This window comes from Aeromicrobium sp. S22 (genome assembly GCF_009661045.1).
Lineage (GTDB): Bacteria > Actinomycetota > Actinomycetes > Propionibacteriales > Nocardioidaceae > Aeromicrobium > Aeromicrobium yanjiei.
Genome location: NZ_WJWV01000002.1, coordinates 302,128 through 320,689, shown reverse-complemented (window position 1 = coordinate 320,689; position 18,562 = coordinate 302,128). Strand labels below are relative to the sequence as shown.

Annotated in this window: 19 protein-coding genes and 1 riboswitch; of the genes, 17 read left to right on the top strand and 2 right to left on the bottom strand. The window is 68.2% G+C overall.

The features are described from left to right. Positions 1–5: 5 nt before the first annotated feature. The 8 genes from GEV27_RS10230 (at position 6) to GEV27_RS18260 (ending at position 8,418) form a co-directional block, all read left to right on the top strand. On the top strand, positions 6–458 hold the full coding sequence (locus GEV27_RS10230) for a hypothetical protein (protein WP_153934193.1): 453 nt from the start codon (positions 6–8) through the stop codon (positions 456–458). Further along, positions 455–745, top strand: coding sequence for a hypothetical protein (locus GEV27_RS10225; RefSeq protein ID WP_228765147.1), 291 nt, complete (start codon positions 455–457; stop codon positions 743–745). Before GEV27_RS10230 ends, GEV27_RS10225 begins: the two co-directional genes overlap by 4 nt. A 23-nt stretch (positions 746–768) precedes the next feature. Beyond that, positions 769–999, top strand: a riboswitch (cobalamin riboswitch). Positions 1,000–1,120: 121 nt separating this feature from the next. After that, positions 1,121–3,646 (top strand): ribonucleoside-diphosphate reductase subunit alpha, encoded by a 2,526-nt coding sequence (locus GEV27_RS10220; RefSeq protein ID WP_153934192.1) that lies wholly within the window; start codon positions 1,121–1,123, stop codon positions 3,644–3,646. Further along, positions 3,643–4,629, top strand: coding sequence for a ribonucleotide-diphosphate reductase subunit beta (locus GEV27_RS10215; protein WP_309222233.1), 987 nt, complete (start codon positions 3,643–3,645; stop codon positions 4,627–4,629). Before GEV27_RS10220 ends, GEV27_RS10215 begins: the two co-directional genes overlap by 4 nt. Before the next feature lie 89 nt (positions 4,630–4,718). After that, positions 4,719–5,903 carry an HNH endonuclease signature motif containing protein gene (locus GEV27_RS10210; RefSeq protein ID WP_153934191.1) on the top strand — a complete coding sequence of 395 codons (1,185 nt, stop codon included), beginning with the start codon at positions 4,719–4,721 and terminating at the stop codon, positions 5,901–5,903. A gap of 40 nt (positions 5,904–5,943) precedes the next feature. Beyond that, a complete protein-coding gene (locus GEV27_RS10205; protein WP_153934190.1) occupies positions 5,944–6,834 on the top strand; it encodes an NAD(P)-dependent oxidoreductase in 891 nt (296 codons plus the stop codon). 90 nt (positions 6,835–6,924) lie between these two features. Further along, complete coding sequence (locus GEV27_RS10200; RefSeq protein WP_153652635.1) at positions 6,925–7,350, top strand: hypothetical protein; 426 nt, start codon at positions 6,925–6,927, stop codon at positions 7,348–7,350. Positions 7,351–7,647: 297 nt separating this feature from the next. After that, a complete protein-coding gene (locus GEV27_RS18260) occupies positions 7,648–8,418 on the top strand; it encodes a M23 family metallopeptidase (protein ID WP_208430827.1) in 771 nt (256 codons plus the stop codon). Between the two features lie 19 nt (positions 8,419–8,437). Here the strand turns inward: GEV27_RS18260 and GEV27_RS10190 are convergent, their stop codons facing one another. Continuing rightward, positions 8,438–9,304: a class II glutamine amidotransferase gene (locus GEV27_RS10190; protein ID WP_153652636.1), complete on the bottom strand. Its 867-nt coding sequence runs from the start codon at positions 9,302–9,304 to the stop codon at positions 8,438–8,440. Between the two features lie 148 nt (positions 9,305–9,452). On the opposite strand from GEV27_RS10190, the gene aqpZ reads away from it, so the two are divergent. Next, the gene (aqpZ, locus tag GEV27_RS10185; RefSeq protein WP_153652637.1) at positions 9,453–10,163 is read left to right on the top strand and encodes an aquaporin Z; all 711 of its coding nucleotides are present in this window, start codon (positions 9,453–9,455) and stop codon (positions 10,161–10,163) included. An 11-nt stretch (positions 10,164–10,174) separates the two neighbouring features. Here the strand turns inward: aqpZ and GEV27_RS10180 are convergent, their stop codons facing one another. Beyond that, the gene (locus tag GEV27_RS10180; RefSeq protein ID WP_194944179.1) at positions 10,175–10,645 is read right to left on the bottom strand and encodes a potassium channel family protein; all 471 of its coding nucleotides are present in this window, start codon (positions 10,643–10,645) and stop codon (positions 10,175–10,177) included. A 288-nt stretch (positions 10,646–10,933) separates the two neighbouring features. Here GEV27_RS10180 and GEV27_RS10175 point away from each other — a divergent pair, with 288 nt between their 5' ends. From GEV27_RS10175 to GEV27_RS10140, 8 genes are all read left to right on the top strand, one after another. Beyond that, positions 10,934–11,464 (top strand): RNA polymerase sigma factor, encoded by a 531-nt coding sequence (locus GEV27_RS10175; RefSeq protein ID WP_208430826.1) that lies wholly within the window; start codon positions 10,934–10,936, stop codon positions 11,462–11,464. Further along, on the top strand, positions 11,454–12,170 hold the full coding sequence (locus tag GEV27_RS10170) for an anti-sigma factor (RefSeq protein WP_153934187.1): 717 nt from the start codon (positions 11,454–11,456) through the stop codon (positions 12,168–12,170). The genes GEV27_RS10175 and GEV27_RS10170 overlap by 11 nt, the downstream gene beginning before the upstream one ends. Before the next feature lie 89 nt (positions 12,171–12,259). Next, positions 12,260–12,796 (top strand): hypothetical protein, encoded by a 537-nt coding sequence (locus GEV27_RS10165; protein WP_153934186.1) that lies wholly within the window; start codon positions 12,260–12,262, stop codon positions 12,794–12,796. Positions 12,797–12,896: 100 nt separating this feature from the next. Continuing rightward, the gene (locus GEV27_RS10160) at positions 12,897–14,471 is read left to right on the top strand and encodes a phospholipase D family protein (protein WP_309222158.1); all 1,575 of its coding nucleotides are present in this window, start codon (positions 12,897–12,899) and stop codon (positions 14,469–14,471) included. Between the two features lie 143 nt (positions 14,472–14,614). Beyond that, positions 14,615–15,736 (top strand): ABC transporter substrate-binding protein, encoded by a 1,122-nt coding sequence (locus GEV27_RS10155; RefSeq protein WP_243839031.1) that lies wholly within the window; start codon positions 14,615–14,617, stop codon positions 15,734–15,736. A gap of 22 nt (positions 15,737–15,758) precedes the next feature. Continuing rightward, positions 15,759–16,613, top strand: coding sequence for an ABC transporter permease subunit (locus GEV27_RS10150; RefSeq protein ID WP_309222157.1), 855 nt, complete (start codon positions 15,759–15,761; stop codon positions 16,611–16,613). Then, positions 16,610–17,446 (top strand): ABC transporter permease, encoded by an 837-nt coding sequence (locus GEV27_RS10145; protein ID WP_153652644.1) that lies wholly within the window; start codon positions 16,610–16,612, stop codon positions 17,444–17,446. The genes GEV27_RS10150 and GEV27_RS10145 overlap by 4 nt, the downstream gene beginning before the upstream one ends. Before the next feature lie 3 nt (positions 17,447–17,449). Continuing rightward, positions 17,450–18,520, top strand: a complete 1,071-nt coding sequence (locus tag GEV27_RS10140; protein WP_153934185.1) for an ABC transporter ATP-binding protein — start codon at positions 17,450–17,452, stop codon at positions 18,518–18,520. Positions 18,521–18,562: the final 42 nt, after the last annotated feature.

Here is an 18,562-nt window from a genome sequence, read left to right as displayed (position 1 = left end):
AGGTCATGGAATCGTTCTTGCTGTCCGTGCACGTGGTGGCGGGCATCCTCTTCGTCGGCCCGGTGGCCGTCGCGGCCAGTCTCTTCCTGCGGTATGCGCCCACGACCGATGCTCCGGCGGGTCGCCCCGCGATCAGGGACGCGGGCACGGCGCGCGTGCTGCACCGCATCACCCGCAGCTACGCCGCGATGGCGCTCATCGTGCCGGTCGTCGGACTTGTCCTGGCCATGGTTCAGGGCCGGACGACCGAGGTGTGGGTCGTGGTGGCGATGGTGCTGACTGCTGTCGCGGGAGGCCTGCTCGCGCTGCAGGTCGTCCCGGCACAGTCCTCCGCCCTCGATCGTCCTGATGACGGCTCCCAGCTGCGGCGGCTCAGCATGATGGCCGGCGTCTTCAACCTGCTGTGGGTCGCGGTGGTCGTGCTCATGATCGTGCGACCCGGATCGGTGCAGGTGTGAGACCGCTGCTGCGGACGCTGAGCCTCCTGTCGGTCCTCGAGCTGATCAGTGTCGTGGTCCTGCTCGGGAACGCGGTGACGGTGCACGACCGGGCGGTCACGAGCGCGCTCGGGCCGATCCACGGCGCCCTGTACCTCGCAGTGGCCGTCACCGCCCTGCTCGGACGTGGCCTCGGCACCAGGACGCGCGTTCTCGCGCTGATCCCGTTGCTGAGTGGTCCCCTCACGATGCGCCAGGTGTGGCGAGAGGCACAGGCGGTCCCGTCGGAGAACACCACATCTGGGTAGTTACAAGACTGTTGTTTCCAGATAGAGTGGTCGACGCAGCTGGTTCGGCTCCTCAGCCAGGGGAGTCGTGGCAACAGGGAACCCGGTGTGAATCCGGGACTGCCCCGCAGCGGTAAGTGGGAACGACCTTCGTCATCAAGCACTTGGCCCTCCAGACAACTCTGTGGCCTGGGAAGCGACGAACAGTAGGCGGCGGTGCTCCGGCACCTCCTGGCCCATGAGTCCGAAGACCTGCCAGTGCCGCACCGTCCAGACGACGGTGTGGGTCCGCGACCTCGTGGGAAGGTCAGGGGATCTGGGTCGCTGTGTCGTCCCGTCTCCGTCACCCCTGAGCTCGGATTGCGTCCACGCACCAGTTCACGAGGGGTGAACCGCATGACCATCACTGTCATCAAGCGCGACGGAACGCGCGCACCGTACGACGGCTACGAGATCGCCAGGTCCATCGAGGAGGCGAGCGCCGGGCTCGACGACCAGGTCGCCCGCGTCACGCAGCTGCAGTCCGAGCTCGAGATCACGCTGTTCGACGGCATCACCAGCGAAGAGCTCGACGAAGCCGTCGTGCAGGTCGCCCTGCAGAACGTCAAGGACGACCCGGCCTTCGACACGATCGCCTCACGCCTGCTGGTCAAGACCCTCTACAAGAAGGTCTTCGGCGAGGGCGTCACCCGCGACGAGGTCTACGCCTTCCACGGCCCGGCGTTCGTCGCCTCAGTCCTGAGGGGCGTCGAGCTGCAGCTGCTCGACCCACGTCTGGCGGAGCTGTTCGACCTCGAGGTGCTGGGCGCCGCCCTCGACCCCGACCGCGACGACCTCGTCCGCTACATCGGCGCGCAGACCATGCGTACCCGCTACATGATCTGCGAGCCCGACGGGACGCCGCTGGAGGTGCCGCAGTTCTTCTGGATGCGGGTCGCGATGGGCCTGTCGCTCAACGAGGACGATCCGACCTCTGCTGCCGTCGGGTTCTACGACAAGATGTCGCGCCTCGAGTACCTGGCGGCCGGCTCGACGCTGGTCAACGCCGGGACGGCGTACAGCCAGCTCTCCAACTGCTTCGTGATGCAGATGGAGGACGACATCGAGCACATCGCCAAGAGCGTCCGCGACGTCATGTGGCTGACCAAGGGCACCGGTGGCATCGGCATGTCGGTCAGCAAGCTGCGGGCCGAGGGATCGCCCATCCGCAGCAACAACACCGCCTCGACCGGGCCCATCCCGTTCATGCACACGATCGACTCGACGCTGCGCGCCATCAGCCGCGGGGGCAAGAAGTTCGGCGCGTTGTGCTTCTACATGGAGAACTGGCACCTCGACTTCGCCCAGTTCCTCGACCTGCGCGCCAACTCCGGCGACCCGTACCGACGCACCCGCACCGCCAACACCGCGGTGTGGATCAGCGACGACTTCATGAAGCGCGTGCAGGACGACCAGGACTGGTACCTGTTCGACCCGCTCGACGCTCCCGACCTCGTCGAGCTGTACGGCGCGGCCTTCTCGGCCCGCTACGCCGAGTACGCCGCGATGGCCGACGCGGGACAGCTGCGGCACAAGAAGATGCGCGCCCGTGAGCAGTTCCGCGCGATCCTGGTCTCGCTGCAGGCCAGCTCGCACCCGTGGCTGACGTGGAAGGACACCATCAACACGCGGGCGCTGAACCACAACACCGGCACGATCCACCTGTCCAACCTGTGCACCGAGATCACGCTGCCGCAGGACCGCGACAACGTCGCCGTCTGCAACCTCGCCTCGATCAACCTGTCCCGTCACGTCACCGGGCGCCGCCAGCAGGCCCGCGTCGACTGGAAGCGGCTGGCAGAGTCGACCCGCTTGGCCGTCCGTCAGCTCGACAACCTCATCGACATCACGATCTCGTCGGTGCCCGAGTCGGAGCACTCCAACGAGCTCAACCGCGCCCTCGGCCTCGGCGTCATGGGCTTCACGGACGTCGTCGAGCGCTTCGGCTACTCCTACGAGTCCGAGCAGTCGTACGAGCTGATCGACCAGGTGATGGAGTTCATCAGCTGGCACGCGATCGACGCGTCGGCCGACCTGGCCCGCGAGCGCGGCGCCTACCCGAACTTCGAGGGATCACGCTGGAGCCAGGGCATGGTGCCGATCGACTCCCTCGACCTGTTGGAGGCCGACCGCGGCGTGCCCGTCGACGTCGACCGCACGACGCGCCTCGACTGGGACGCTCTGCGTGGCAAGGTCCAGGCGGGCATCCGCAACTCCACTCTCATGGCGATCGCGCCAACCGCGTCCATCGGGCTCGTCGCCGGGACGACGCCCGGCCTCGACCCACAGTTCAGCCAGATCTTCAGCCGGGCCACCAGCTCGGGCAAGTTCTTGGAGGTCAACCGGAACCTGGTCGACGACCTGCGGGCGCTAGGCCTGTGGGAGAGCGTCCGTGAGGACCTGCTGCGGCACCAGGGCGACCTGTCGAAGGTCGACGGGGTGCCGGCCGAGCTGCAGGAGATCTACCGCACGAGCTTCCAGCTCTCGCCGTACGCGTTCGTCAACGTCGCCGCCCGCGCGCAGAAGTGGATCGACCAGGCCATCAGCCGCAACATCTACCTGCAGAGCCGTGACGTCGGCGAGATGGTCGAGCTCTACGCCGCGGCGTGGCGCATGGGCGTCAAGACGACGTACTACCTGCACATGATGCCGCGGCACACCGCCGAGCAGAGCACCGTCAAGGTCAACAAGGCTGCGGCCTCGACGCCGGCCGGGGGAGCGGCCCGAAGGGGCTTCGGCGCTGTCGGCACCGCTGTCGCCACGGCCCCCGCTCCCGCCGTCGTCCCCGCAGAGGTCGTCGAGCTCGAGCAGGTGGACGTCGTCGACGGTGCCGCCTGCCCTGTCGACCCGCAGGAGCGACTGAACTGCGAGTCGTGCCAGTGAGCCGCGGCATCCTGGGCACTGGCATCGAGGAGGGTCTGCTGCTCAAGCCCGTGACCTACCAGTGGGCCATGGACCTGTACGACCAGGCCGTCGCCAACACCTGGTTCCCCAACGAGATCCAGCTCGGCGAGGACCTGGCCGACTTCGAGCGCATGAGCGATGAGGAACGTCATGCGCTGACGTTCTTGATGAGCTACTTCAACCCCAACGAGCTGCTCGTCAACAAGGCGCTGGCGTTCGGCGTCTACCCGTACGTCAACGCGGCCGAGTGCCACCTCTATCTCGCCAAGCAGATGTGGGAGGAGGCCAACCACTGCATGAGCTTCGAGTACGTCCTGGAGACGTTCCCGATCGACCGTGAGGCCGCGTACGACTCCCACGTCACGGTGCCCTCGATGGTGGCCAAGGAGGAGTTCGAGGTCCGCTACATCAAGCGGATGACCGAGCAGACACTCGACATCACGACGACCGAGGGCAAGCAGGACTTCGTCCGCAACCTCGTGGCGTACAACGTCATCTTGGAGGGCATCTGGTTCTACTCCGGCTTCATGGTCGCGCTGAGCTTCCGGCAGCGGAACCTGCTGCGCAACTTCGGCTCGCTCGTCGACTGGATCGTGCGGGACGAGAGCCTGCACCTGAAGTTCGGCATCAACCTGATCCTCACGGTGCTGGACGAGAACCCGGACGTCGCGACCGAGGAGTTCGCCGCCGAGATCCAGCAGATGATCCTCGACGCCGTCGACATGGAGGAGGCGTACAACCGCGATCTCCTGCCCAGCGGCATCCTCGGGCTCAACGCCGACTACATCAACCAGTACGTCCGCTACCTCGCCGACCGGCGCCTCGAGGAGCTGGGCTTCGGTCCGCACTACAACGTCGCCAACCCGGCCAAGTGGATGGCCACGGCCAACGACACGCTGCAGCTCGTCAACTTCTTCGAGTCGACCAACACCTCGTACGAGGTGAATGCGAAGCAGGGCTGAGTCGTGATGGTCGAGTGCGGCCGGACCATCGACCCGGCTGGCTCAGTCGCGTCAGATGGGGTGTCGGTGGTCACGTCTAGGTTTGAGGTATGGCCACCACGACAGCTCTGACGACAGAAGATCTGTCCGATGTCGTGCGGTGGCAGGCCCGAGCCGAGGCGTACGCGATCGGCCGGATGGTCGACTATCGCGACGCGGAGATGGCTCGCACTGCGCTGATCGAGTCGTCTCTGCGGCGCAAGATCGAGCGGTCGGCGATCGCGTTGACGATTGGTGAGGCGACCGGGATGTCGGAGGCGCAGATCCACCTGCGGCTGTCAGTGGCTGACCGGGTGCGGGAGAAGACACCGCTCGTGTGGGCCTCCTTTGTCGACGGGCTGATCGACTTCTCCCGGGTCCGGGACATCAGCGCGACGATCGAGAAGCTGCACCGCGACGAGTCCATCGCCCGACTCGAGAGTCGGGTGATCGGCTACGCGACCAGCCATACCGCGGCTGAGCTGCATCAGTGGTTGCGGCGGTTCGTCCAGCGGGTCGAGGCTGATCTGGCCGTCGAACGGGCCGAGACCGAGCGCGCCGATCGGCGCGTGACGGTCACTCATGGTGACGACTCGATGTCCTGGCTGAACGCCTACCTGCCTTCTCACCAGGCAGCGGCCATCGAAGCGCGTCTTCGCAAGGAGGCGCGCAAGCCGGCTGCCCCGGACGATGACCGCACCGTGGCCCAGCGTGAGGCCGACCTGCTGGTCGCCTGGTGCACCAGCTCCGAGGCCGTCACCTCAGCGGTTGACGCGAACATCGCGGTCACTGTCGGGGCAGACGTCCTTGCTGGTGCGGCACCGGGGTTTGCCGAATCCACCGACGGGACATGGGCCGTCCCCGCCCCGTGGCTTGAGGACGTGATCGCGACCGGCAGCACGTTTTGGCACCGCATCGTCGTCGACCCGGTCACCGACGACGTCCTTTCCCACGAGTACGTGGGCCGGTTCGCACCTGACTCCCTCGCTCTAGCGCTGCAGTTCCTGCACGGCGTCTGCCAAGCACCCGGGTGCATGGTGCCGTCGGAGCGGTGCGATCTCGACCACCGGATACCGCACCCGGTTGGTCCCACCAGTGGCGACAACATGGGGCCGCTCTGTCGAAGACATCACAACCTCAAGGGCCACGGCCTGCTCCACTGGTCGACCAGCCCACCGAAACCGCCACCCGAGCCGCTCGTCATCGAGATCCACCCACCCGCGACCCACTTCGTCATGGAGTACGTCGCCGCCTGAGCACAGCGTCGGGGATCCGCCACGGGGTAGTACTGGGGGCATGCGCATCTTCTTCACCGGCGGCAGCGGCAAGGCCGGCAGGCACGTTGTCGCCCATCTCGTCGAGCAGGGCCATCAGGTCACCAACATCGATCTTGTTCCTCTGGGTCAGCCGGGGGTCGCCGACCTGCGTGTCGACCTCACCGATGCCGGGGAGGTCTACTCGGCGCTCGCGGGGCTCGCGACGCTCGAGGAGCTGGATCTGCCCGAGAAGCCCACGTACGACGCGGTCGTGCACTTCGCGGCGGTACCCCGGATCGCGCTGACGTCGGACGCCGCGACCTACGAGACGAACGTCCTCAGCACCTACAACGTGCTCGAGGCGGCGACCCGGCTGGGAGTGAACAAGATCGTGTTCGCCTCATCGGAGACGACGTACGGGATCTGCTTCGCCCAGGGCGAGCGCCGTCCGCTCTACGTGCCCATCGACGAGGAGCACCCCACGGTGCCGGAGGACGCCTACGCGATGTCGAAGGTCGCGGGGGAGGTCACGGCGCGATCGTTCCAGGCGCGCACCGGGACGGACGTCTACGGCCTGCGGATCAACAACGTCATCGAACCGCACGAGTACGCCGAGATCTTTCCGGCGTTCCTCGAGGACCCGTCGCTTAGACGTCGCAACGTGTTCGCCTACATCGACGCTCGCGACCTCGGGCAGATGGTGCAGCGGTGCCTGGAGACTGACGGGCTGGGCTACGAGGTCTTCAATGTCGCCAACGCGGACATGTCCGTGGCTGCGACGACGGACGAGATACGCGACCGCTTCTACGACGGGGTGCCGGTGCGACGCGGGATGGGGCCGGACGAGACGTTCTACGCGATCGACAAGGCCCGCGACCTCCTGGGCTTCGAGCCGCGGTACTCGTGGCGGGACGTGCTCGCCGGGACCTGACCACCAAGTGGGGGACCGCGTCGTGTCGTGCTTCATCGCACCGGATAACGTCGACGACGGACATCCACCACATCGAGAGGTTCCACACCCATGGAGAACGTGTTCACCGCCGGCGGTCACGAGGATCTGTCAGCCGTGCTGGTAGGTGCGGCACTGGCACTGATCGTGATCGGCGTCGCGGCCGCCCTGCACCTGTTCAGGAAGGGTCAGTCGCGGGCCGCAGGTGCCGTGCTGGCGGTCGCGTTCGCAGCAGCCGTGGTCTCGTTCGTGTGCTCGACCGACACCGTGCTGGTCGACTCCGACAAGCGGGTGGATGCCTTCGTCACCGAGGCCAGGGACACGTACGGTCTGCCCCTGACCCACAAGGACGGCGAGGCCGCCTACCGCGCCTACCGTTCGGGCGACGGGACGTTCGAGGTCAATGTCCAGGGCACCGAGTACGCCCTCAAGGTCAAGGAAAAGGGCGACAAGCTGGTGCTGCTGGTGCTCGGCGCGGAGCCCAACGCCGCCGGCTGACGGGCGTCGTTCGGGGCGCAGTGGGCGTCTCGAGCAGTTTCACGGCGTGATGGTGATCATGTGCGCGCCGCGGCTCGATCCCGCGGCGCAGATGCCCTCATCGTGATGAAAACCACGAATGACAGCGAATTTTGCCGCTGAGGGGCACCGCGAACCCTTGAAACGTCGGATTACCGTCGAATGGGTAAGCGTGAACCGACGTAGTGGAGTTACCCGATCATCTGGAACGCAATCACCCAACAGCCCGACGAGACGACCAAGAAGACCACCCGCACGCCGAGCCGTTGGCGCCGGATCGTGGCAACCAGCAAGCTCTCACCCGCGATGCTGGGCGTCGTCGCCCTCGTAGCCGCAGGCCTGGGTTCGTTCGCGACGACTGAGGCCAGCGCCGCGGGACACACCCTGGTCAGCCAGGGATACCCGACATCGACGAGCGGCGGCGCAGACGACGACCGCGCGGAGGACGCCGGTGAGGTCGACGTGAGTCGCAGCTACGACCGCCCTCCGATCGAGCGGGAGACCGCCGAGCTGGTCCAGCAGCGTGAGGCTGCCGTGACCAAGAACGACCGGGTCATCGCGGCCCGGGCTGCCGAGCTCGTGAAGAAGAAGGAGCGTCGGGCGAAGCTGGAGAAGATTCGTCAGGCCAAGCTGGAGAAGAAGCGTCGCAACGGATGGGTCATGCCCGTCAAGGGCTACACCCTGACCGCCCGGTTCGGCCAGCAGAGCTCGCTGTGGTCGAGTGGCGCACACACCGGCCTCGACTTCGCAGGTCCGTCGGGGTCCAAGCTCGTGGCGATGGCCTCGGGCACGGTCACGTCGGCAGGCTACTCGGGCGCCTACGGCAATCGGACGGTCATCAAGCTGGCCGACGGCACTGAGGTCTGGTACTGCCATCAGAGCAGGATCGTGGTGAACGTCGGCGACAAGGTCTCGCCGGGAGAGGTGATCGGATACTCAGGCTCGACCGGCAACGTGACCGGTCCGCACCTTCACCTGGAGGTCAGGCCGTCCGGTGGCTCACCGGTGAACCCCGAGACGGTCATGCGCCAGCACGGCCTCACTCCATGACCTGTCGTCGGCCGCGCGCTCACGGCTCACGTGGACGGAAGTCGCCGATCACGTCGTCGCCGGGCTGGACGATGCCGTAGCTCGACTCGGGGAACGGCTGCCAGGCGCCGGCGAAGCTGCCCACCGGCTCGGACACGACGACGCGGGTCTCGTCCGACAGACCCACGAACGCGGGATTGTCCGGATACAGGTTGCGGAGCGTGGAGATGGCGGCGCTGACGTACAGCGTCCGGCTCTGGTGCTCGCTGGAGTAGCGGAACGACCACAGGCGCTCGCCGTCCGACGTCGCCACGGTCATCTGCACCGGGTGCTCGACCCCGTGCCGGCGCCCGGTCGCCTCGACGAAGCCGACCATCCGTTCGACGGCCGCCACCGGATCGTCCGTGAGCCCGAACGTCAGGGCCAGGTGGAACATGACCTCGGAGTCGGTCGATCCCTCGATGGACGGGTAGAGCGCCGGGTCCACCGCGAGGGCGAGGTCGCGCTTCAGCAGCGCGAAGTCCCGGATCAGGCCGTTGTGCATCCACAGCCACCGGTCGTGCCGGAACGGGTGGCAGTTCGTCTGCTGCACGGGCGAACCGGTGCTCGCGCGCAGGTGGGCGAAGAACAGGCCGGACGAGGTCGATCGGGCGAGCTCGCGCAGGTTCTGGTCGTTCCATGCGGGTTCGACGCCGCGGAACAGGACCGGGACGTCCGGACCGCGCGTGTCCGGCATGTCGCGCATGGTGGTGTCCAAGCCGTACCAACCGACGCCGAAGCCGTCGCCGTTGGTCGCCTCCGCCCCCATCTGCGCGTGCAGGCTCTGGTCGATCAGGGACGGTGATGGTCGGTAGAGCAGCTCCTCGAGCAGGATTGGGCTACCCGAGTACGCCAGCCAACGACACATCGTGTGCTCCTGTCATCCAGGGCCGCCACTCGAAGTGTCTCCCAGATCGTCGTCGAGCACACGCGGAGAGTCGTCTCACCCAATGTGGGTGAGGCGTCCCGGCTCGGTTGAGCGGACGATCGACAGGACGGACCCGGGAGGAGAGACGATGGATGACGCACGCACGGACGACCCGAGCACGGCGCAACGTCTGAGTGCCGAGGCGCTCGGCACCTTCTGGCTGGTGCTCGGCGGGTGTGGGACAGCCGTCCTCGCCGGACAGGCGGTCGGGGCCCTCGGTGTCGCCTTCGCCTTCGGCCTCACGGTCCTCACCGGCGCCTACGCGTTCGGGCCGATCTCAGGGGGACACTTCAACCCGGCCGTGAGCGTCGGCCTGGCGACGGCCGGCCGGTTCGCCTGGCGCGACGTCCCTGCGTACGCCGTGGCCCAGATCGTCGGCGCGACGATCGCCGGCGCACTCCTGCTGGCGATCGCCAACGGCCAGCCCGGCTTCGACGCCGTGGCGAGCGGCTTCGCGAGCAACGGGTACGGCGACCGTTCCCCGGGCGGGTACTCGCTCGCGGCGGTCCTGGTGACCGAGGTGGTGCTCACCGCGTTCTTCCTGTTCGTGATCCTGGGCGCGTCGTCGCGGCGGGCGGCCGTGGGCTTCTCAGGTCTGGCGATCGGTCTGGCGCTCACCCTCATCCACCTGATCAGCATCCCGGTCAGCAACACCTCCGTGAACCCGGCGCGCTCGCTCGGCGTGGCCTGGTTCGCCGGCAGCGACGCGATGGCGCAGGTCTGGGCCTTCATCCTCGCGCCGATCGTCGGTGCCGCCATCGCCGGCATCGTCCACGCACGACTCCTCGACGACACGTGACGAGGGCGTACTCAGTCCCGCGCCCGACCGAGCCTGGTGTGGGTCCGAACCAGTGAGACCACGACGACAGCGGTGAAGACGATGAGCGCGCAGACCAGTGCCCGAGCCGCCTGCCCTGTCGCGTGGACGTCGCCGTAGCCCACGGTGGCCATGGTGCTCAACGTGAAGTAGAGCGCGTCGGTGCGCGTCCGGAGCCCGGACATCTGATCGGGATCGGACAGCTCCATCAGGTAGAAGGTCATCGCGGACGTCACGACGACGAGCATGAGCATCAGGACCACCGCGCGGTCACTGCGCCTCGTCATGCCGTCCCTCACCGCCCGCAGCTCCAGCACCATCATGCCGGCCAGCAGGACCAGCCCGGCGACGGTGAGGGCCAGGCTGATGCCGATCCGGGTGGGAGAGCTGTCCCAGGTCACCGGCACCGCGAAGTAGACGAGCAGCAGGGCGACGGCGGTCCATCCGGGCCGGACCCAGGCCATCGTGTACCTCCTCGTCGATCCGCCCGCGGGCCAGCTCAGCATATCGGCCGCGTGTGACCGGGTGTCTGAGCTCGACCGGTTCGGGGCGCCTCAGCGGGGTAGTGCACAGGCACGGGTCGAGTTGCACCTAGGAAATGACGACGCCCCGAGGTGCCGCCGGTTCAAACCATGTGCCGGCGGCACCGACCTCACCTCGTGGGCCCGCGTGTGAGGATTCCGGGCCATCCGGCCAATCCGAACGGCCTCGGGCGCCGAAACACGAGTGTGGACCCCGGTCAGGCACTCGGTGTGCGGCTCGCCCGCCAGGACGAGTGCGCCCTCGAGGACATCTACGCGGCGTACGGCCCGGCGCTGCTGACGTACCTGCGCCGGTACGTGGGCCCGGACGAAGCCGAGGACGTGCTGCAGCGGACCTTCCTGGACGTGTGGCGAAGCGCGGGGAGGTACGAGCCCGAGCAGCGCTTCAGCAGCTGGTTGTTCACGATCGCCCACCACCGTGCCGTGGACACGGTCCGCCGCCGCCGCGCCACGGTCGTCGATGTCGACACGGTGCGCGGGCTGATCGGCGAGGATGGGCGCGAGACGGCCGCGAGGTACGCGGATGCGGCGGAGGTGCGGGCGGCTCTCGCTCGTCTTCCTGATCATGAACGGACGGTCCTCCAGCTGGCCTACTACGAGGACCTGACGCAGCGCGAGATCGCGACCCATCTCGACGTCCCGCTCGGGACGGTGAAGGCTCGCGCCTCGCGCGGCACCCATCGTCTCGCCGGCCTCATCACGGACGAGACCGACATCGACGAAGGCCATCATGAACGTTGACGACCACCCGGACCTGTTCGGGCTCATCACCGGAGAGCTCCCCAACCGCGACGCCACCGCCGCAGGATCACACCTCAGGCGGTGCGATCCGTGCCGCCGTGAGCTCGCCGAGACCGCTGTCGGGCACGCCCTCCTGACCCGCAGCTCGCGGACGCTGTCTCCGGACCCTGCCGGGGCCCAGGAGCACGGTGCGTTGCCGCCGATGGTGCAGCCACGCGCTCGACCGCGCAGGGTCGGAGTCCTCGTCGCGGCCGCCGCCGTCCTCTGTGCCGCGGCCGGCGGGCTCGCGCTGTCGGTGCTCGGCGACGACCCGTCGGTCCCACCGACGAGCGCTCCGCGGACGCTGGCGAGCGCCTCGTTGCTCCCTGTCGCGGACGGCGACGCGGCGGTGAGCGGCGAGGCCGAGGTGTACCAGGGGCGGGCCGGGCGCACGTCGATGAGGATCAGCGCCACCGACCTCCCACCGGCTGCCACCGGACACTTCTACTACGCCTGGTTGCTCGATCCCCGCACCCAGAAGATGCTGCCCCTGGGTCAGCTGGGGCCGGACGGTGGCTCGTTCGACGTGTCCGACACGACCCTGGCGGCGTACAGCGCGGTCGACGTGAGTCTCGAGGCCGACGACGGCGATCCCGGGCACTCGGTGACGTCGGTCCTGCGCGGCGGATACCAGTTCGACGATCGTGCATCCGATCAGGGCCCCTAGGACGAAGTACGGGGCAACGGTCGGACTCACCGGCCGAACTGGGAGGAACAGTCATGAAACGAGCTCTTGCAGCGGTAGCGGTGGCACTGATGACCGTCACTGGCCTGGTCGCCACGACCAGCACGTCGGCGTCCGCGCACAGCACGCGCCACTCGCAGTCCCACGCACGTCTGGGCTACACCCAGGTGGTCGTCGCGCCGCCGGTCTACGACCTGGTCACGTCCGCGGGGATCACCCCGGCCCCCCTCAACGGCGCCAAGGCGTCCGCCTTCAAGGGCACGCTCGCGGCCAAGTTCCCCATCACCAGCTACCGGCTGCGCGGCCTGCAGATCAGGCACACCGGCGGCATCAGCCTGACCGCCGGCACGGCGACGATCTCCCTCTCCGACTTCAACATCGACCTCGCCCGGGGTCGGGTCAGCGGTGTCGTCAACGGCACTGTCGGCAACGTCGGACGGGTCGACCTGTTCAAGATCAAGGGCTCGGACCGGGGCGATCTCGGCCTGGTGCGTCTGACGCTGACGGACACCGCGGCCGGAGCGCTCAACACCACGTTCGGTGTCGACGCCTTCGCCGAGAACGCCACCTTCGGCTACGCGACGCCGCGACCGTTCGCGAGGTTCTAGGCAGCACCGGGATCGCATCCGATCCCGCGCAGGGAGGGAGCCGCGACCGTCCTCGACGGTCGCGGCTCTCGCCGGTGCGGTATCCGTGCAAAAGTGGTGTGTGCCGTCCTCCGACAAGCTGTCCTGGTTCCTCACCGTCGCCGAGCGCGGCAACCCCCGCACCCGGATCGACGAGGGCCACCCGGCTGACCAGGCCTGGTCGACCGGCAACCGGGTCCGCCCCCTCGTGCACGGTGAGACGTACTTCGCCGAGCTGTTCGAGCGCATCGAGGCCACGCGCGAGGGCGATCTCATCTACTTCACCGACTGGCAAGGCGATGCCGACGAGCGCCTGACCGGTGAGCCGGGCAGCGAGGTCGTCGAGGTCCTCGGCCGGGCCGACGAGCGAGGAGTCGACGTGCGCGGTCTGGTGTGGCGCTCACACTCCGAGGCGTTGGGCTTCTCCTCGGGTGAGAACCGGCGTCTCGGCAAGGCCCTGCAGGACAGGGGAGCCGAGGCCCTGCTCGACATGAGGGTCAGGCTGGGCGGCTCCCACCACCAGAAGATGGTCGTCATCCGGCACCGCGACGACCCGACGCGCGACATCGCGTACGTCGGCGGCATCGACCTGTGCCACTCACGGCGCGACAACGCCGAGCACGGGGGAGACCCGCAGGCGCTGGAGATGGCCGAGGAGTACGGTCCCACCCCGCCGTGGCACGACATCCAGGCCGCGATCTCCGGACCGGCCGTCCGCGACGTCGAGACGGTGTTCCGTGAACGGTGGCTGGACCCGACCCCACTGAGCCGCAGCCCGATCAACCTGCTCGCCGACGTGGTGCGGCGGCTGGACCGCAGCCCGGACCCCCTGCCCGACCAGCAGCCCGCCCCGCCCGAGGTGGAGGGCGGCACGCATGCGGTCCAGCTGCTGCGGACCTACCCGGACCTGCGCCTGGATCGCGACTACGACTTCGCGCACGGCGGAGAGCGGAGCGTGGCCCGCGGATACAGCAAGGTCATCGCCAAGGCGCGACGGCTGGTCTACGTCGAGGACCAGTACCTGTGGGGGACCCGCATCGGCGACGTGTTCACCAAGGCGTTGCGCGAGCACCAGGACCTGCACGTCATCGTGGTCGTCCCGATCCATCCGGACAAGAAGGGCTTCTCCCGGACGGCCCAGCTCCTCGGCCGACGGCGGGCGATGCTCGAGATGATGGAGGCCGCGCCGGACCGGGTCGCGGTGTACGGCATCGAGAACCACGCGGGCACGCCGGTGTACGTCCACGCCAAGACGTGCATCGTCGACGACACCTGGGCGACGATCGGCTCGGACAACTTCAACCGCCGCTCGTGGACCCACGACTCCGAGCTGTCGGCCGCCGTGATCGACCTCGCGGAGGACGGATCGTTCCCGCGCGACCTGCGCCTCACGCTCGCTGCGGAGCACCTCGACCGCGAGGACGTGCAGGACTGCGCGGATCCGGCCACCATGTTCGCGGCGTACGCCCGAGCCGCAGCCGACCTCGACGACTGGCACGCGGGCGGACGGGCGGGGGACCGGCCGGACGGTCGACTCCGCCGCCTCGCTCCGCCGCACCTGGGCGTGGTCAAGCGCGCCCTCGCGGCCGTCCCGTACCGCGTCCTGCACGATCCCGACGGCCGCCCGCGGCCGATCCGGGGCACCGACAGGTTCTGAGACTCATCGGCCGACGCGCGCGGCGACCATCTCCCACCGGCCACGTGTGGTTCACTTCACGGACAGACATCGTGTCCGTTCCGGATGTCTTGGAGCGCCACCATGTGCCCGTCCCCGACCGGGGGCGAGAACGGGAGACTGCAGTGAAGCGATCCATCAAGTCCGCCACCCTCATCATCTCGATCGCCGCGATGAGCCTCGGTGCGGCAGCGTGCGGCGGTCCGCCGGACAAGGACTCCGACAGCACCTCGAAGGCCGCGAGCGCCACGTCGGCCAAGGACGTCGGCGGCATGGACGCGCTCGTCAAGGCCGCCCAGAAGGAGGGTCAGCTCAACGTCATCGCGCTGCCTCCGACGTGGGCCAACTACGGCAAGATCATCGACGCGTTCGAGTCCAAGTACGACATCAAGATCAATTCCGCCCAGCCCGACGCCGCGAGCCAGGACGAGATCAACGCAGCCAACACGCTCAAGGGCACCAAGCGGGCCCCGGACGTGTTCGACCTCGGCCAGTCCGTCGCCCTGGCGAACACCGCGATGTTCGCGCCCTACAAGGTCGCGACGTTCGACTCGATCCCCGAGGACTTCAAGGATCCCGACGGCACCTGGGTCAACGACTACGGAGGATTCATGTCGATCGGGTTCGACACTGACAAGGTTCCCGAGGTCACGAGTCTGGACGATCTGCTCGGCGCGAAGTACAAGGGCAAGGTCGCGCTCAACGGCGACCCGACCCAGGCCGGTGCCGCGTTCAGCGGTGTCGTCATGGCTGCGGTGGCCAACGGTGGCTCGGCCGACGACGTCGCCCCCGGAGTCGACTTCTTCGAGAAGCTCAAGAAGGCGGGCAACTTCCTGCCCGTCGACCCGACCCCCGCGACGATCGAGTCCGGGCAGACCCCCGTCGTGATCGACTGGGACTACACGAACGCTGCCGAGACGGCCAAGCTCCCGTCGTGGAAGGTCGTCGTGCCCGAGGGCGCGGCAGTGGGTGGCTACTACTACCAGGCGATCAACAAGGACGCTCCGCATCCTGCGGCGGCCCGGCTGTGGCAGGAGTTCCTGTACTCCGACGAGGGCCAGAACCTCTATCTCGGTGGCGGCGCCCGTCCGGTGCGTGCCGATGCGATGAAGGCCGACGGCACGCTGGACGAGGCGCTCTACGACAAGCTGCCTGCGGTGCAGGGCGATCCGGTCCTGCCGACCGAGGAGCAGACCAAGACGGCCGCGGCCTACCTGTCCAAGAACTGGTCGAAGGTCGCCGGCTGATGAGTCCGTCGACTCCGTGGCGGTGAGCCGGAGGGCCCGGCGCCTGGCCCCCTTGCTGGGCCTGGTGCCGTTCTTCGGCTACCTCACGATCTTCCTCCTGATCCCGACCGTCGCGGTCGTCGTCGGGGCGTTCGTGGAGAACGACCGTGCGAGCCTGTCCAACATCAAGGCCCTCGGCGACGACGTCGTGCTGCGCACCCTGTGGCACAGCGTCGTGCTGTCGGCCGAGAGCGCGGTGATCGGTGCCGTGCTGGGTGCGTTGCTCGCGTACGCGGTGGTGACCGGCAACCCGGACGGCCTGCTGAGGCGATCGGTGACCAGTGCGTGCGGCGTCCTCGCGCAGTTCGGCGGCGTCACGCTCGCGTTCGCCTTCATCGCCACGCTCGGATTCTCCGGTGTGGTGACCGAGGCCGGTCGCGACCTGCTCGGCATCGACCTGTTCGGCAGCGGGTGGCTGTTCGGCCTCAAGGGTCTGACGCTGGTCTACACGTACTTCCAGATCCCGCTGATGGTGATCGTCTTCCTGCCGTCGTTGGACGGCATGCGGGTGCAGTGGCGCGAGGCCGCGGAGAGCCTCGGCGCCTCCACCTGGCAGTTCTGGCGGTACATCGCCGGTCCGCTGCTCCTGCCGGCGTTCCTCGGCTCGATGCTGCTCCTGTTCGCGAACGCCTTCGCGGCGTACGCGACCGCCGCGGCGCTCGTGAGCCAGGGGAGCCCGATCCTGCCCCTGCTGATCCGCAACGCCCTCACCAGTGAGATCGTCCTCGGTCAGAGCCATCTGGCGTTCGCCCTGGCGCTCGACATGATCGTCGTCGTCGTGATCGTCATGACGCTGTACGCCCTGCTGCTGCGGCGGACCTCGAGGTGGCTGACATGAGCGTCAACCGCACCCGTGCCCGCCGCCGGCTCCAGGCGTTCCGCATCACGGTGTTCACGGTGCTGGGGCTGTTCTTCCTCGTGCCGCTCGCCTCGATGGCCGCCTACAGCATCCGGGTGCCCGGCGGCGGGCGGACGCTCGACTACTGGAAGCAGCTGGGCCAGGATCCGGATCTGCGCAGCGCGATCATCACCTCGCTCGAGCTCGCGTTCCTGACCGTCGTGCTGATGCTCGTGCTTCTCGTGCCGACCATGATCTGGGTGCGCCTGCGGGTCAGGTCGATGTCACGGGTCGTGGAGTTCTTGTGCCTGCTGCCCCTGACGATCCCCGCGATCGTGCTGGTGGTCGGGCTCAAGGGCGTCTATGCGTGGGTCGCCTACTTCTTCGGCGACACGAGCCTGACGCTGACCTTCGCGTACGTCGTGCTCGTGCTGCCCTATGCCTACCGGGCGATCGACGCTGGACTGGCCTCGATCGACGTGGTCACCCTGTCCGAGGCTGCCCGCAGCCTCGGAGCCGGCTGGTTCACCGTGATCGCCAGGATCATCGTGCCCAACATCGGCGCCGCGCTGCTCTCGGCGGCTTTCATCTCGGTGGCCCTCGTGCTCGGCGAGTTCACCCTGGCCTCGCTGCTCAACTACACGAACCTGCAGGTCGTGATCAACCTGTTGGGCAAGAGCGACAGCCAGACCTCCGTCGCGGCCTCCCTCGCCTCGTTGGTCTTCGCATTCGTGATCCTCATCCTGCTGTCCTTCGTCGGACGACGTCGGACCGCGCGCCGCGCGACGATCGACATCGCGCCGGCGCCTCAACCATCCACGAAAGAAGGCTGAGCCATGACCGCCCCGACGACGGCCACGCGTGAAGGTCTCGAGATCCGCCTGGAGGACTTGAGGCGCAGCTTCGGGGGCGTGACCGCTCTCGACGGCCTGTCCCTCACTCTCGCCCCGGGCGAACTGGTCGCGTTGCTGGGCCCCTCGGGGTGCGGCAAGACGACGGCGCTGCGCATCGTGGCGGGCCTCGACGAGCCCGACAGCGGACGGGTCGTGGTCGGCGACGACGACGTGACGGACGTGCCGGCCAGCAAGCGCGACATGGGCATGGTGTTCCAGGCGTACAGCCTGTTCCCGCACATGACGGCCCAGCAGAACGTCGAGTTCGGGCTCAAGCTGCGCGGACGCGACGCCCGAGGAAGGCGCGCCCGCGCATCAGAGGTCCTCGAGCTCGTGGGGCTGTCCGCCCACACGAACAAGTACGCCGCCCAGATGTCCGGCGGTCAGCAGCAGCGGGTCGCCCTGGCGCGTGCCCTCGCGATCGAGCCATCGGTCCTGCTGCTGGACGAGCCGCTGTCTGCGCTCGACGCCAAGGTGCGGGCGCAGCTGCGCGACGAGATCCGGCGGGTGCAGCTGGAGGTCGGCACGACCACGCTGTTCGTCACCCACGACCAGGAGGAGGCGCTGGCGATCGCCGATCGGGTCGGTGTCATGAGCGACGGGCGGCTCGAGCAGCTCGATGCGCCCGAGGCGCTCTACTCCCGCCCCGCCAGCACGTTCGTCGCCTCCTTCGTGGGCCTCATGAACCGGGTGCCCTGCCAGGTGCGGGACGGCGGTGCCGAGGTGCTCGGCCGGTCGATCACGACCCTGCCCGGCTCGATCACCGACGGGCCGGGTGTCGCGCTCGTACGCCCCGAGCAGCTGTCGGTCACCGACGCCGCCGACGCGGGGGACGGGGTCGTCGCGCACCTGAGCTTCCTCGGCTCGTACTCGAGGATCACGGTCGGCCGTCCGGACGGGACCGAGCTGCTCGTGCAGGTGCCGGCGTCGAGCGCTCCAGGTCTTCGCGTCGGGAGCAGCGTCACGGTGAGCCTGCACGCGACCGACCTGCTCGTCTCAGCAGGCGCGGTGTAGCATCGGACTCGCAAGACCTTCACACTCTCGCCGGTGTGGGGG

Excerpts from the sequence above, each read along its gene's own strand:
- aqpZ (WP_153652637.1), top strand. The coding sequence starts at position 9,453 with ATGGATGACGCACGCACGGACGACCCGAGCACGGCGCAACGTCTGAGT.
- GEV27_RS10190 (WP_153652636.1), bottom strand. The coding sequence starts at position 9,304 with ATGTGTCGTTGGCTGGCGTACTCGGGTAGCCCAATCCTGCTCGAGGAG.
- GEV27_RS10165 (WP_153934186.1), top strand. The coding sequence starts at position 12,260 with ATGACCGTCACTGGCCTGGTCGCCACGACCAGCACGTCGGCGTCCGCG.
- GEV27_RS10230 (WP_153934193.1), top strand. The coding sequence starts at position 6 with ATGGAATCGTTCTTGCTGTCCGTGCACGTGGTGGCGGGCATCCTCTTC.
- GEV27_RS10210 (WP_153934191.1), top strand. The coding sequence starts at position 4,719 with ATGGCCACCACGACAGCTCTGACGACAGAAGATCTGTCCGATGTCGTG.
- GEV27_RS10200 (WP_153652635.1), top strand. The coding sequence starts at position 6,925 with ATGGAGAACGTGTTCACCGCCGGCGGTCACGAGGATCTGTCAGCCGTG.
- GEV27_RS10170 (WP_153934187.1), top strand. The coding sequence starts at position 11,454 with ATGAACGTTGACGACCACCCGGACCTGTTCGGGCTCATCACCGGAGAG.
- GEV27_RS10140 (WP_153934185.1), top strand. The coding sequence starts at position 17,450 with ATGACCGCCCCGACGACGGCCACGCGTGAAGGTCTCGAGATCCGCCTG.
- GEV27_RS10205 (WP_153934190.1), top strand. The coding sequence starts at position 5,944 with ATGCGCATCTTCTTCACCGGCGGCAGCGGCAAGGCCGGCAGGCACGTT.
- GEV27_RS10145 (WP_153652644.1), top strand. The coding sequence starts at position 16,610 with ATGAGCGTCAACCGCACCCGTGCCCGCCGCCGGCTCCAGGCGTTCCGC.
- GEV27_RS10220 (WP_153934192.1), top strand. The coding sequence starts at position 1,121 with ATGACCATCACTGTCATCAAGCGCGACGGAACGCGCGCACCGTACGAC.
- GEV27_RS10180 (WP_194944179.1), bottom strand. The coding sequence starts at position 10,645 with ATGGCCTGGGTCCGGCCCGGATGGACCGCCGTCGCCCTGCTGCTCGTC.